Origin of the sequence: Pseudogemmobacter faecipullorum, assembly GCF_020539525.1 — a bacterium.
In the GTDB taxonomy this organism is placed as follows: Bacteria; Pseudomonadota; Alphaproteobacteria; order Rhodobacterales; family Rhodobacteraceae; genus Pseudogemmobacter; species Pseudogemmobacter faecipullorum.
This window is the reverse complement of record NZ_JACDXX010000001.1, coordinates 380,895-394,883: the sequence shown is the minus strand read 5'-3', so window position 1 is coordinate 394,883 and position 13,989 is coordinate 380,895. Positions and strand designations below refer to the sequence as shown.

General features: G+C 61.7%; 12 protein-coding genes. 3 read left to right on the top strand and 9 right to left on the bottom strand.

What is annotated here, in order from left to right; all coding sequences use genetic code 11:
* Positions 1–456: 456 nt before the first annotated feature.
* Positions 457–2,238 carry a hybrid sensor histidine kinase/response regulator gene (locus H0485_RS01795; protein ID WP_226933643.1) on the top strand — a complete coding sequence of 594 codons (1,782 nt, stop codon included), beginning with the start codon at positions 457–459 and terminating at the stop codon, positions 2,236–2,238.
* Between the two features lie 220 nt (positions 2,239–2,458).
* Positions 2,459–3,103 carry a response regulator transcription factor gene (locus H0485_RS01790; RefSeq protein ID WP_226933642.1) on the top strand — a complete coding sequence of 215 codons (645 nt, stop codon included), beginning with the start codon at positions 2,459–2,461 and terminating at the stop codon, positions 3,101–3,103.
* 70 nt (positions 3,104–3,173) lie between these two features.
* Here H0485_RS01790 and H0485_RS01785 read toward each other — a convergent pair whose 3' ends face one another.
* From H0485_RS01785 to H0485_RS01745, 9 genes are all read right to left on the bottom strand, one after another.
* On the bottom strand, positions 3,174–4,475 hold the full coding sequence (locus tag H0485_RS01785) for a BamA/TamA family outer membrane protein (RefSeq protein ID WP_226933641.1): 1,302 nt from the start codon (positions 4,473–4,475) through the stop codon (positions 3,174–3,176).
* Between the two features lie 151 nt (positions 4,476–4,626).
* On the bottom strand, positions 4,627–5,094 hold the full coding sequence (locus H0485_RS01780; protein WP_226933639.1) for a TadE/TadG family type IV pilus assembly protein: 468 nt from the start codon (positions 5,092–5,094) through the stop codon (positions 4,627–4,629).
* A complete protein-coding gene (locus H0485_RS01775) occupies positions 5,091–5,672 on the bottom strand; it encodes a hypothetical protein (protein ID WP_226933638.1) in 582 nt (193 codons plus the stop codon). Before H0485_RS01775 ends, H0485_RS01780 begins: the two co-directional genes overlap by 4 nt.
* Positions 5,673–5,684: 12 nt before the next feature.
* Positions 5,685–7,031 (bottom strand): type II and III secretion system protein family protein, encoded by a 1,347-nt coding sequence (locus H0485_RS01770; protein WP_226933631.1) that lies wholly within the window; start codon positions 7,029–7,031, stop codon positions 5,685–5,687.
* Between the two features lie 110 nt (positions 7,032–7,141).
* Entirely contained in the window at positions 7,142–8,314 is a 1,173-nt protein-coding gene (locus H0485_RS01765) for a beta-barrel domain-containing protein (protein ID WP_226933629.1), read from the bottom strand.
* Positions 8,311–10,449, bottom strand: coding sequence for a type I secretion system permease/ATPase (locus H0485_RS01760; protein WP_226933628.1), 2,139 nt, complete (start codon positions 10,447–10,449; stop codon positions 8,311–8,313). The genes H0485_RS01765 and H0485_RS01760 overlap by 4 nt, the downstream gene beginning before the upstream one ends.
* Positions 10,450–10,485: 36 nt before the next feature.
* On the bottom strand, positions 10,486–11,742 hold the full coding sequence (locus tag H0485_RS01755; RefSeq protein ID WP_226933627.1) for a TolC family protein: 1,257 nt from the start codon (positions 11,740–11,742) through the stop codon (positions 10,486–10,488).
* A 15-nt stretch (positions 11,743–11,757) separates the two neighbouring features.
* The gene (locus H0485_RS01750) at positions 11,758–12,693 is read right to left on the bottom strand and encodes a hypothetical protein (protein WP_226933620.1); all 936 of its coding nucleotides are present in this window, start codon (positions 12,691–12,693) and stop codon (positions 11,758–11,760) included.
* A gap of 39 nt (positions 12,694–12,732) precedes the next feature.
* A complete protein-coding gene (locus H0485_RS01745) occupies positions 12,733–12,882 on the bottom strand; it encodes a hypothetical protein (RefSeq protein ID WP_226933617.1) in 150 nt (49 codons plus the stop codon).
* 322 nt (positions 12,883–13,204) lie between these two features.
* Between H0485_RS01745 and H0485_RS01740 the strand changes: the two genes are divergently transcribed.
* A complete protein-coding gene (locus H0485_RS01740) occupies positions 13,205–13,918 on the top strand; it encodes a tetratricopeptide repeat protein (RefSeq protein WP_226933616.1) in 714 nt (237 codons plus the stop codon).
* Positions 13,919–13,989: the final 71 nt, after the last annotated feature.

Here is a 13,989-nt window from a genome sequence, read left to right as displayed (position 1 = left end):
CTAAAGAGAGAACAAAAATGATCATCGTCTCACCTCAGTCTGGAGTGGATTGGCAAAAGATACGCTATACGTCCTAAAGTATGTATGATTGATACTTGGGTGACGTGTCAATCTCCAAGGCGTGATTTGAGGGCTTTGACCCGGGGCGCGGCCGTGAAACTGAAGAGAAATGCCTGCAGACACGCGAAATCCGGCCCGGAGCGGGCAGAAAAACCCTGGATCCAGGGGTGAAGTGCCAGAAAGGCAAGGCTGTTGTTTCTCAACCGGAAATGCTGGGGATCGCCTGGGGAAACATTACGGATCTGCATTCAGAGGGAGATATGCCCCCGCGAATCGCTCAACCGGAGATTTCATTGAATTGTCCCGGCGAAACCTGCACATTTGTCGCAGAACAAGGAGCACCCCGTGATTTCACAACAATGCGATGAAGCAGCTGCCCCCCCGCAGGAAGCAGCCGTGGCGCAGCTCCAGGAAATTCTTGCCTCAATCCTTGCTACAGACAGCCGCGGCACCATTGCTTTCACCCCATCGGGGCGGCTGATCCTTGCGAATGCCGGGGTCGGGGCGGTGCTGGTGGCGCGCTGGCATAATTTTGGCAGCTCTGAGGCCTGGCCCTCCGCCTGTGCGCAGGCGCGTGAGCGCGGCAGTGCTGAGGTGCGGCTTGAAAGTGGCGAGCAGGGCGAGCTGCATGCGATCCTCGCAGAGAACGGGGCCGCGCGCTTTTATCTGCTGCGCCTCACCGGTCCGGATCATGGCGATCCGCATCACCGCCTGGGCGAAAGGCTGGCGGAAATGGCGCATGATCTGCGCGCGCCGCTGCAATCGCTGATCATTGCCGCCGATGGCCTTGGCAATGAGACCGGCGACGGACGCGAGGCCGAGATTGGCGCACTCGCCCGGCTGGCGCTCGATCAGGTGCGCAATCTGCTGGAAACTCTGCGGATGGAAGAGGTCAGCGCCGATTTCGAGCCGGAGGATGTTTTCGATCTGACCGGGCTGGTCGCGGATATGGCAAAGCTGGTCGGGCCGATCTGCCGGCGCAGCGGCAATTCGATCGTGACGGAACTGCCGGCTGAGGCCAGCTGGCATCGCGGGGCGCCGCATCTGATCCGGGCGATCCTGCAGAACCTGATCACCAATGCCAATCGCTTCAATATGAACGGTCCGGTGACGGTGCGGCTGAAGCTTGAGCCGACCGAGGGCGGGCGTGACAAGCTGGTCACGCTTGAGATTGAGGATACCGGTCCCGGGCTGAGCGAGGCAGAGCGGCAGCTGGTTCTGGCGCCGCGGCGCGGCATGCGTCCGGCCGGGGCGGGTGAGGGTTATGGCCTCGGACTTGGCATCGTCGCGCGCGCGGTGAGCCGGCTGCGCGGCACGCTGGAAGTGGGGCCGGGGCGCGAAACCGGCACGCTGTTTCGCATCCGCTTTCCTCTGACCATTGCGGCGGCGCCGCAAAACACCGGAAGTGAGCTTCAGGGACAGATCAGCCTGAGCGGGCTGCATATCCTGGTGGTCGAGGATAATCCGGTGAACCTCGCGATCTTGCTGCGCGCGCTTTCTGATGCCGGGGCCGAGGCCGAGGGCGTGGTCAATGGCAGCGATGCGCTGCAAAGGGTGCTGGGCCATCCGGGGCGCTTTGACGTGGTGCTGCTGGATGTGACCTTGCCTGATATTGATGGTATTGAGGTGGCGCGGCAGATCCGCGCCGGTGAGGCGGAAGGTGAGCATCTGCTGATCGTTGGCCTGACCGCGCATGTCGGTGCGGTGGTACATGGCTCGGGTCTGGCCGCCGGAATGGACCATATTCTGATCAAACCGGTCCGGCCGTCGGAATTGCGGATCGCGCTGCGGGATGTGAAACAGGGCGCACGCCCAAAACAACAGGTGCCGCAGCGGATGCAAAGCCCGGAAATGATGCTCGATCATGCGCTTGTTCTCGAACTGAGCGAGGAAATGGGCCATGCGGCGGCGCTTGGCTTTATGCGCAAGGCGCTGGAAGAGGCCCGGGCGGTGCTGCAATCCGCCGAAGAGGGAATGGAAAGCCCGGCGCTGCGGGCAAAGATCCATTCCGCCATCGGTTCTTCGGGGCTGACCGGGCTTTCGGGCCTGGAATATGCTCTGCGTCACCTGCAGGTTTCGGTGCGGGGGGGCGAGACGGATCGTGAAGCGCTGGATCTGACAGCGCAGATGATCGGCAATACCGCAATCCGGATCGAACAATGGGCGGCAGAGGGCTGACTTAAGGCCAGGAAAGCTCACTCTCGCCGCGGAAACCGGTAAATTCGTCTGGGGCATCTCAGCTTAAGCGTATTTTTTGCTACGCGAGGAGCTGCAACCTATCCCTCCGACAGGCGTTTGCGTCGGATGGCTTGACAAGTGTACCTTAGACAATGAATCTCCGGCATGTACTGGCTGCCGTTCAGGCAGCGGTTATCCTTATAAAAAGCAGCAAAAAGCGATGGAAACAGACGAAACCTCCGGGGCAGCAGGTCTGAGCGTCCTTATTGCCGATGACCATACGCTTATTCTTGAGATCATTGGTCTTGTGCTTGAGAACACCCCTGACATCACCCTGACGACCGCGATCTCGGTTGACGGGGCGATCGAGAAGATGCGCGCCCATGGCCCGTTTGATCTGATCCTGCTGGATCTGGATATGCCGGGGATGAATGGTGGCGAAACCCTGCGCCAGATCTCGGGTCTGAATGCGGGCCGCCCGGTCGGTATCATCACCGGCGGTCCGACGCCGCGGGTGATTGAGGAAATGTCGCGCAATGGCGCGGCGGGGGTGGTGCCGAAAACCACCTCGATGAAAAGCCTGACCAATGCGATCCGCTTTATGGCGGCGGGCGAGCGCTATTTCCCGCTCGAGCTGATGCAGGAGCAGAAAGCGGCGCAGAATGCTTTCGTCTCGCCCTTGTCCGAGCGCGAAGTCTCGGTGCTGCACGAGCTGGCCGATGGTAAACCGAACCGTGAGATCGGCGAAAATCTGAAGCTGGCCGAAGCGACGGTGAAAATGCATGTGAAATCGATCTGCCGCAAACTGGGGGTGAGCAACCGGACCCAGGCGGTGATCGCCGCGCGCAATCTGAAACTGGTCTGAGCGCAGCAAAGCGGATCCAGGCAATGAAAAAGGGCGCCCGCGGGCGCCCTTTTCTGATCTGGCTCTGGCGTCAGAACGAGGTACTGAAGCTGATGCCAAAGCTCTGCCGGTCATCGCCGGTCTCGTAATCGAGCGGTTTGGCGACGAAGAGCGATACCGGGATCTCGCCCAGATCGAGGGTCAGCGAAAGGCCGACCGAACTGCGGATCTTTTTGCTGTCGTCGATGGAGCCGCCAAGCGTATTATCGAGGCCCCAGGCCGAACCGGCATCGGCGAAAAGACCGACACGGCCGCTGGTGCCTAGGAACTGATCCAGCTCGCGCTGAAGCTCAATGCTGGTGACGTAATATTTGTTGGCGCCGGTGAACCAGTCGCCATCCTTCGGGCCAAGGCCACGCGGCGCAAAGCCACGGAAATCTGCGCCGCCGAGGAAGAAGCGATCCACTGCGCGGGTCGACTGATCGCCCTGGGCTTTGACGATACCGCCCTGGAAGCCCAGCAGAAGCGAGGTGCGATCGGCAATGGCAAAGCGCGCATCGGCCTCAACCCGGGTTTCATAGGTCCGCTCATCCGTGCCGAGGCCCCAGAAATACTGATCGAGCGAGAGCGAGATACCGGTGGCAGTGCCGGGCGCCGCCGGGCCTTCGGTCTTGCTGGAATAGCTCAGGCCAAGCCGGGCATAGGGTGCATCTACCACCCCTTCTTCGGTCGCGAACAGCGCGCTGGAGCCAGGCGTCAGATCCGACATTTCGTCACGGCGATAGCCGATCCCCAGCTCAACCCGGCCACCTTCGGTGAAGGGCAAAGCCAGATAGGGTTCGATCTGCGTGCGCGTCGAGGTGAAGCCCTGATCCGAATAATCACTGCGGCGGATCAGCGTGTCGAGGCCGAAATCAACAGATCCGAAGGCCTTGGCATGGTAAAGCGCAGTCTGCAGCGACTGAACCTCTTCGGCAAAGCGCAGCTCGATCGAGCCGAAAGTGCCGGGGAAAAGATTATAGCGCTCAAAATAGACATTCCCGACCACGCCGTCGCGGCTGTCATAGGCCAGGCCCAGCTCGACACGGCCGGGGCGGTTGTTCAGCTCTTCGACCTCAACCACCAGGGTCGGGCCTTCGCCTTTGACCGCGACGCGCGAGAACTGGCCGCTGCTCATCAGGCAGTCTTCGACCGCCGTCATATCGGTGCTGGTCCATGCCCCCGGGGTGACTTCGCAGGCGGCCGCAATGTCATTGGAGGGGATGAATTCGGAACCGCGGATCTCAACGGCGGAATAGGGTCGGGCCTCAAGGCTGCCGACAAAAATGCTCGCAGCGGCGAGGGCAAAGAAAACGGCGGGCACGGCATAACGCCTGCCTGGGGTGAGTGCCATCAGATATTCTCCTCAGTGGCAGCTGAAGATGGACGGGAGTACGCTCAGCGGTCAGTTCAGATAGCGCAACCTTGCATTGTGCGCATCCGATTCTTTTGCCGAAACAGAGGGATCTGCCCGGTCAGTCCAGGGTTTCGGGGGGAATTCCGGTTCAGAGCTTTGTGGTCGAGACCCGGGTCAGGATGCCAAGATCGACGCCGAAATTGCGGCCAAGCGCCTGAACGAAGCTGCCGGCGAAATTATAGGTGACGGTGACGGTGACAAAGCCCTGGGCATCCGGCGAGGTCGGGCAGGGCTGGATCTTCAGGTCTTTGGATTTCAGCAGCACGCTCTGGCGCAGCAGCTGGTCGATCATCGCCTGATCGCTGGCCATGGCCTTGCAGACATCGGCCGGAGGCGCACTGCGCGACAGCCGGCTGACCGATTGCCGGGCCAGCTCATGCGCCACCTGCTGCACATCGCTGGCGGTTGAAATCAGCATGCTGACGAAAACGATCAGCACCAGCAGCGCCAGCAACAGCGGGAAGATGATGACAAATTCAACGGTGATCGCGCCATCTTCATTGCCGAGCCAGCGCCGTATAAGGCGGGCCGGGCTGAGGCTGCATTGGTTCTTCATGGCAGGGCTCCGCTGGCACTGGAGGCTGGGGCTGAATTGGCCGCTGCCGGCGGGGGCAGGTAGCGCCTGCCGCGTTCGGGCAGGAAAGTATCGGCGGGGCTGGCAATCATCGCCGCCAGGTTCGAAGCGGTAGAGCAGCCCGCCTCAGCCGGCCCTGCACTGCAGCGTGCCGCCACCTGTGAGACCCGGACCACACGAATGATGCCGCGCGGCTCCGAGCGCGGCAGCTCGCGCAGATCATCATCCTGAACAAACCGCACCCGCGCGGGATAGGCGGCAAAGATCTGTTCCAGGGTTTTACGCCGCCCGGCATCACGTTCGGGCAGACGGTTCTTTGGCACTGAGACCACCAGCGTGTCCTGGTCGGTCAGGCCCAGCTTGTTCAGCCAGCTATGGATGCGCTTTTGTTCGGCGCCGCCGATCCCGGTCGAGCAGGACAGGAAAGAATAGGGCAGCACCGCCTCATGCGTGACCGGGGTGATGCGCTCTGTTGTCGGGGTGGCGCGCGTGTCAACGCAGCCCGCCAGAAGCAGGGGCACCAGGGTCAGAGCCAGATGAAATCGGGAAAAACTGCGCACCACTGTCTGATCCTATTGCAGAATAAAGCCGCCGCGCCGCACTTTTGAGGTGCCTTTCTCGCCGGGACGAATGGTCTTGCCGGTCTGGCCGGTGATCATCTGCTCAACCCCGCCCGAGACCGGGCGCAGGCTGTCAACGGGCGTGCGCAGATTTCCGGGCGTGGTCGGCTCGACCAGATAGGGGGTGACGATAATCACCAGCTCGGTCTCGCCCTTTGAAAAACGCGAGGAGCGGAACAGCGCGCCAAGGATTGGCAGGTTGACCAGGCCCGGCAGGCCAGAGAGCGACTGTATGCTGTCGGTCTGGAACATGCCGGCAATGGCAAAGCTCTGGCCGCTGCCCAGCTCAACCGTGGTTGTGGCGCTGCGCTCGGTCAGCGCCGGTACCTCGGCACTGGCCGAATTTGCCCCGTCGATCGCGCGCACGCTGGTGTTGATCTGCAGCTGGATCTGGTTCTGATCAAAGACCGTAGGGGTGAATTCCAGCTCAACCCCGATCGGTTCGAGAGTGTAGCTGACATTGCCATTGTCATTCTCGGAGGGATAGGGGAAGCGCCCGCCGGCGAGGAATTTCGCGGTTTCGCCCGAGCGCGCCGTCAGATTGGGCTCGGACAGGATTGAGACCAGGCCATTGCGGGCGAGGGCGTCGAGCACGAGGTTAATGTTGCGCGAGCCGCTGCCGAGTGAAACCTTAAAGCCACCGTCAATCGTGCCGTCGGGGGCGGCAATTGAGCGTGGACGGCTGTTGCTCGAGGCATTGAGGCTGAAGCCCAGATCCGAGCTGATGCTGCGCGACACTTCGGCGATACGCACCTGCAGATTAACCTGTGAGGCGCCCTGAACCTCAAGCCGGTTCACGATGATCGCCTCTGGTCCGAGCAGAGCGGCGACGACATCGGCTGCTGTTTCGGCATCATCAATGGTGCGCACCTTGCCATTCAGGAAAACGGCGCCATCGACCGATTTCACCGAGACACCGCCGCCGCTGATGGCATTGCTGGCGGCTGAGGCAAGGCGCTCGGCATCGATGCCCACCGAGATTGTGGTGCTGAGAACCTCTTTATCGCCTTCGCCCAGCACGAAGAGATTGGTTTCGCCGATGCCGCGACCGACGATGTAGAGATAGCGTGCCGATTGCAGGTCAATATCCGCAACATTCGGATTGGAGAGGAAAACAGCCGTTGCCGGCTCTTCCAGCTTAATGAACTTCGCTTCAGAGATATTCAGCTTCAGCGAGCCGCGTCCGACGCTCCAGACCTCCTGGGCCAGCAGCGGCGCCGGAATCGCCAGGGACAGGCAAGCACAGAGAAGGACTGCAAGTTTTGTTACCGAGGCCAGGAGAAGCGTTTTGATCGCCACCAGCTTGCACCATCCATGTCTTTGTATTCATTAAAAATCAGCAACTGAGCGCTGAAGCAGGAAAATGCCTGCGCATATGTTGTACCATAGGTTGCACTCACTGCAACCCGTCAACGCAGGCGTGCACGAAGGATAGGTCTGGTAAGATAGCTGAGAACCGAGCGTTCTCCTGACTGAATGTCAACCTGGGCCACCATGCCGGGCCGGATCGGCAGCTCTTCGCCGTTGCGTTCGAGATAGCTTTTCTCGGTGGTGACCATCACCCGGTAGAAGGCCTGTTTGCCGTTCGGCGTGTCCTCATCGACGGTGTCGCCCGAGATCTGTGACACCGTGCCCTTCAGGTCGCCATAGATCGAGAAGTCATAGGCGGTGATTTTCACGCTGGCAGGCATGCCCGGCGCGATGAAGGCCACGTCGCGCGGCGAGATTTTGGCCTCGATCATCAGCTGATCATCGACCGGGGTGACCTCCATGATCGATTCCCCGGGCTGCACCACACCGCCCAGAGTGGTGATATTCACATTATTCACCCGACCCGATACCGGCGAGCGGATCTCGGTGCGGTCGAGCTGATCCTGTTTCTGGATCAGCTGCTGTTCCAGCGCGACCAGACGGCCCTTCTTGGTCACCAGATCGGAATAGGCATCCTGAACATAGGCATTGCGCAGATCACTGATGCGGCCGAGCATCTGGGCCTCCTGCTGCTGCAGTTTCAGCAGCTCGACCTTTGAGACCGACCCCTGTTTCGCCAGCGGCTCGGTGATCTCAATCTGGGACACGATCGCGGCGCGCTCGCCTTCGACAGCGGCAATCGATTCATTCAGCTTCTGGCGCCGGGCATCAAACAGCTTCTGCTCATTGGCGCGCAGACTGCCAACCTCATCACCGGCGAATTCGATCTTTTCGCTCTCCATCACTTCGGCCTCAAGCCGGGCAATCTCGGCCTGAAGCGTGTCGATCTCGGCTTTGGTTTCGAGGAAGGCCGAGCGGAAGCGGGTGGAATCCATCCGCGCGATGGCCTGGCCCTCGCGGACAATATCGCCCTCATGCACCAGCAGCTCAGAAAGAATGCCGCCCTCAAGGCTCTGGATGGTCTGCATCCGGCGCAATGGAATAACCGTGCCATCGCCCCGGGTGATCTCGTCAATCTGCGCCACTGCGGCCCAGAGCAGGGCCGCGAGCAACGAGGCTGAGACCAGCCAGACGGTCTGACGCGCCGCGATCAGGGATTTGCGGCGAAAGCTGCCGTCGAGATAATCGGGGCTGAACTCGCTCTGGCTCATCGGACTGCCTTCACATTCTGCGCGGTGCCGGTGGCATTCGCGCGGGCCAGCGCCATGATTTTGCCAAGCGCATCATCATGGGCGACCTGGCCGTCTTTCAGCACCACGGCACGCTCGGTCAGGGCCAGCAGCTCGCGTTTATGGGTGGCGATGACGGCGGTGCGGCCCTCCAGCCAGGTTTTCAGGAAGCTCACCACATGCTGTTCAGTGGCCTGGTCAAAGGCCGAGGTCGGCTCATCCAGGATCACCACGCGGGGGTCTTGCAGGATGATCCGGGCCAGGCCAATCGCCTGGCGCTGCCCGCCCGAGACATTGGCATTGCTGAACAAAGGCATATCAAGACCACGCACATGTTTGCGCACATGACGGCCAAGGCCAACCGCATCCAGCGCCTCGAGCAGCTCTTCATCGCTGTGCAGCCCATGGTCCAGCTGCAGGTTTTCGCGCAGCGTGCCCTGGAACAAAGCGGCCTGCTGCGGCAGATAACCGATCTGGCGCCGCCGGTCGATCGGGTCAATCTGTGCCAGCGCCAGGTTATCGATCAGGATCGAGCCGGTCGCGGGATCGGTCAGCCCGGCGACCAGGCGCAGGAAGGTCGATTTCCCGGCGCCATTGCCGCCCAGCAGGGCAATATGCTCGCCCGGGCGGATGGTCAGCGCGCGGATATTGACCACATTGCCGCTTTCCTTGTCATGCGCATAGGTGACATCGGCGATCTGATAGGCGCCCTTCAGCTCCTCAGCGCGCAGGTAATGGCGGTCCGAGGGGCGCTCTACCGGCAGCTCCAGGATCTGATCGAGATTTTCCATCGCAGCACGCACCTGCTGCCAGCGGGTCAGCAGGCCTGCGACCTGGCCGAGCGGGGCAAGGGTACGGCTGGTCAGCAGCGTACAGGCGATCAGGCTGCCGGTGGTCATCGATCCGGCAGCGATCTGATAGACGCCGACCACCACCACCAGCCCATAGCAGAGCTGCTGGGTCGAGGCGGCGATCTGCATCAGAAATGTCGTCAGCTCGCGGCTTTTGACCCCGGTTTCGGCCATGGTTGCGGTCAGCTGTACATAGGCGCGGTGCAGGCGGCCTTCGGCCCGGGCCGCTTTCACCGTCTCAAGATTCGACACCGCCTCGAGCAGGAGGCCGTTCAGCGCGGCGCTTTCGCGGGTGTTCTGGCGCGACATTTTTGCCAGACGTGCCTGCATCAGCAGGCCAGGACCCACCATCAGCACCGCGCCAAACAGCACGACAAAGGCCACCGGCCCGCCGACAAAGGCGATTATACCGATGAAGATGATGGTGAAAGGAATATCGCAGATCGCCGAGACCGTGCCGGAGGTGAAAAACTCGCGCACCGTCGAGAAATCGCGCACCTGGTTGGCAAAGGCCCCGGTCGAGCGGGGCTGATGGGCAAGGCGCAGGTTGGCCACATGCTCAAACAGCCGCGCTGACAATGTGAGATCAAGGTCGCGGCCCGAGAGGTCGATCAGCCGCGAGCGCATCATGCGCAGCAGAAATTCCAGCAGGATCGCCAGGCCGACACCGCTGGCCAGGATCCACAAAGTGTCAAAGACCTGGTTCGGCACAACGCGGTCATAGACCTGCATCGAGAACATCGCCGTCGAAACCGCCAGCAGGCTGGCCACGAAAGAGGCGAGGAACACATCACGGTAGATCGCCAGATTGCCCAGCACCGGGCCAAGGATCCAGTGGCGGGTATCGGGATCGCTGTCGCCGAGCCGGGCCGAGACCACATCCACCGGCTTCGAGGCGAGGAAAGTGCCGCTATAGGCGGCTTCGGCATCGGCGCGGTTCTGCTGCACCCGGCCGCCGCCGGTATCGGGCAGCACCAGGGTCACTTTATCTGCCTCGACTGCCTCGAGCAGCGCCACCTCACCTTCGGTGCCGAAAATCAGCACCGGCAGGGCTTCGGGGGGGATCGAACCGAGCGGGCCGGTGGCAATCCGGCAGCTCATATTCATCCGCCGCAGCGCCCGGGCGCTGGCATTGAGGCTGAGCCCGCCGGCGGCATTGCGCGGCAGGCCATCGCTCAGCCGTTCGCGGGAGGCGGTGATCCCATGTGCGCGGCACAGTTCGATCAGGCCAAGAACAAGGGAATCTCTGCTGTCAGTCGCAGCCATACATCACGCCCCGGTTGAGAATTGCTGTCCGCTCTTTCAGCGGGACCCAAACAAAAGGGAGCCTAACATACCAACAGAATGCGCAGCAGCATATTCGGTATGTTTGCGTTCTTTGTATGTCTCAATCTGGTCAATTTCGGTTTCATAATGGTCGCGACCCGTGGTCAGCAGGTCGATCAGCTCGCGCCGGCCAGCCACGAACTGCTGTTCATAGGCATCGAGCACCTCGCGGGCCTGGTCCAGCTGCTTGCGCTGCGAGGTCTCGTTCGAGCGCAGCACCCCGATCTGCTCGACATAGACACGCACGCTGTTTTGCAGGTCGCGCTCGACCGCCTTCAGCCGCGATTCAGCGGCGTCGCGATCCTGTTCGGCGGCCAGAACGGCGCGGCCGGAAAAGCCGGTGGCATTCAGATCAACCCCGGCCGTAATGCCGATGGCGCCGCTGCGCCCGCGTCCGCCGGTCAGATCCTGGCGGCCCTGGGCCTGAAGCATGATTTTAGGCTTATTCGCGGCTCTGGCGACCTTGATCCCCTCGGTGGTGATATCGAGATCGGCTTTGGCCTCAACATAGGCCGGGGCGATCACAATCGCCGAGATCACGCTGGAGCTGGAGGCGAAGCGCTCGGTGAAGGCAAGGTTCGGCGGGGTGCCGGGGCTGTTCAGGCTCTGGCCGATCAGAAATTCGATCTGCGAGGAGGTGATCGACTGATCGGCGAGCAGCTGGGTCATCCGCTCTTCGGCGCGGGCAATCTCCAGCCGGGCGCGGGCAATCTCGGCACTGTCGGACAGGCCGGCGCTGACCCTGGCCCGCGAATGGCCCTCGATCCGTTCGGCGAAGGCAATGTAATCGCTGGTTTTAGCGATTTTCATCTGCAGCGTTTCCAGCTCGAGATAGAGCTCGGAAATCTCGAGGGTCAGATCCTCGACTGCCATTTTCAGCTGGGCGACGACTTTCACCCGGGCATGTGAAGCGGCCGCGATCTTGCTTTTGACCTGGCCCCAGTCGAGCAGCACCTGCCGGATGGTCACGGTCAGAGCCGGATCCTCATCGGTGGTGCTGGTCGCGCCGGAGATGCTGAGCTGCGGGCGTTTGCCGTCGCGGGCGATCTCGATATTGGTGGTTTCACGCCCGACCGCGCGCTGCAGCGCCTCGACCGTCGGGTCCCGTTCAGTGCCGATGCGGACCGCCTCTTTAAGCGACTGTGCTGCGAGGGGCAGGGCCGTGCTGCAGGCAAAGACCACAGCAAGGGCCGCACCGCGTGACGCGCTGGAAAGGGGCCGGAAAAGTGCCATTTCTGCCGCCGACCCTCAGCCTTCGATTGAGATGAAATGCATCGGGTCAAACAGTGCATGCAGCGGGTCGGCGCCGCCAAAAGAGGGGCTTTCGGTCCCGGCAAAATCAGCACCGAACAGGGTGACGGGCTGATCATCCATGGCGCTGCCGGCACTGTCGCCCGAGACGATGCTCTGGATCAGCGCTGCAAGATCGGCGGCCATCGGGGCGTCACCCGCCGCTGCAGCATGATCGCCTTCAGCGTCAGTGCCAGCACCGCTGTCTGCACTGGTGTCGGCATCAGCACCTGCCCCCGGGCCTGCAGCTGCATCGCCGTCTGCCGCTATGTCATCACCGGCTGCAGGGCCTGGCAGATGAAGCGTGCCGGCCGGTGGCACCTCGTCGTGCTTGTCCGAGCGCAGGATCAGACCAGCGGCAGGCAGCATCGACAGGCCGAATGCGATCTGGTCAAAGCTGATGCCACCAAAGGTATTGGCGGCGCTGCTGGCGGCACCCTGGGGGACAGTGCTGGCCGGGGCCGCGCCGCCGCCATCACCGGCCGCGGCTGCGGCCGCAGGGGCAGGCAGGGCTTCGGGATCGCTCAGCGCGCCGGTTGAGACACTGTCTGCCTCGGGCAGCACGCTGTCAGTGGTCGCGGTCTGGGTCACCCCCGGCGGGACATAGGGTTCGGGTGCGATCAGGCCGGTCACTTCAATATCGCCCGAGGCGCCACCATCGCGCAGGCGGCTGTACTGGCCAGCCTCGCCGATGACGAAGAAGTCCCGGATCATCACCTCCTGGCCATCGAGCAGCGTCACCTTCAGGTCCGCGCCGGATTTCTCGTAAAAGGCGATTCCGGCGGCACCGCTGCCGAAATGGACGTCAGAGGGTTTGCCAATTCTGATGTCATTCGAGAAGACACGGGCCGTGCTGTTGCTATCGCCGGCGACCGTCGTAAAAATCTCGATCATCAGGGCAGTCTCCATGGCCAAAATCACTTCCGGCATAGGTCAGACGCCCGATTCCTGCAATGGCATATCGTGTATTTCTGTCCCCCGGGGCTTGCCGGAGGCGAGCAGAAGTTTCGCAAAAAAAGCAGTTTCAACAACCATCAGGCTGAGGCCCGGAGCAGCAAGCCGGAGCTGCCACAGGGTGAACATCTGACGAAAAACCTCCGCCTGCCTCCCCGGGACCTCTACTGATCGAACTCGCTACCGCACCAGGCTCGCTGAACCCCTCGCCCTCTCAGTTTCCCTGTCGGAAGCATCTCTGCGGAATGGGATCCAAAGTGTGTATGATCTATCTTTAGTATGTAATTGTTCCACCGGGAATTGCAATTGTTTTTTCAGGGGGCGAGTGGACCTGAGGCGAGCGAGCAGTTAGGCTTAATCCCTGATACAACCTTTGAGGGTTTCCATGGGGTCGCGTTTTGTCGGATCGGCAGTCCTTTTTACGCTGACGATGCTGATGTCAGGCTGTGTGATGCCTGGGGCCGCGACAAAGGCCCCGGCTGAGACAGAGCAGGTTGCAGAGGCGGCCTGGTCGATCGGCGATTACGAGGAGGCCGCACGGCTTTATGAGCTGGCGGCTGCCCGCGACAGCCGCTCGGTTGAGGCGCTGATCGGCCTTGGGAAATCCTATGCAGCCCTCGGTCAGTATAGCCGCGCGGGCAATGCCCTGGCCCGGGCGCGTGATCTGGACCGGCGCAACCCCGAGGTTTACAATCAGCTGGGCAATCTGGCCCTGCTGGAAATGCATCCCAAAGAAGCGATTGATCATTTCAGTGACGCGCTGCGGCTCGACCGCAGAAACCTCGCTGCCTTCACCGGCAAAGGGGTCTCGCTGGACTATCTGTCGCGCCATGCCGAAGCGCATGAGGTCTATCGCGAAGCGCTGAAATTCTATCCGACCAATTTCCCGCTGCTGAGCAATTATGCGCTGTCGCAGGTGCTGGGGCGCCAGATCGGCGAGGGAACCCGCCTGATGGAAGAGCTGCTGCGCGATCCTGCCAATGGCGAGACCGTGCGGGCCAATCTGGCCATCGCCTATGCGCTTGATGGCCGGGTGCGTGATGCGAGGGCCATGCTGACAGGGCTGATGTCTGAGGCGGAAATCAATGCGAGCCTGCGCCATTACGAGGCGGCGCGGCAAAACTATCTCGCGGGAAAACCAGTGGGGTATATGATCTTTCAGTGATGCCGATTTATCGGCATTTTCAACGATTTGACTCTTTTCCCTCAGTTTCGGAGAAAACGGTTCCGTTCCAT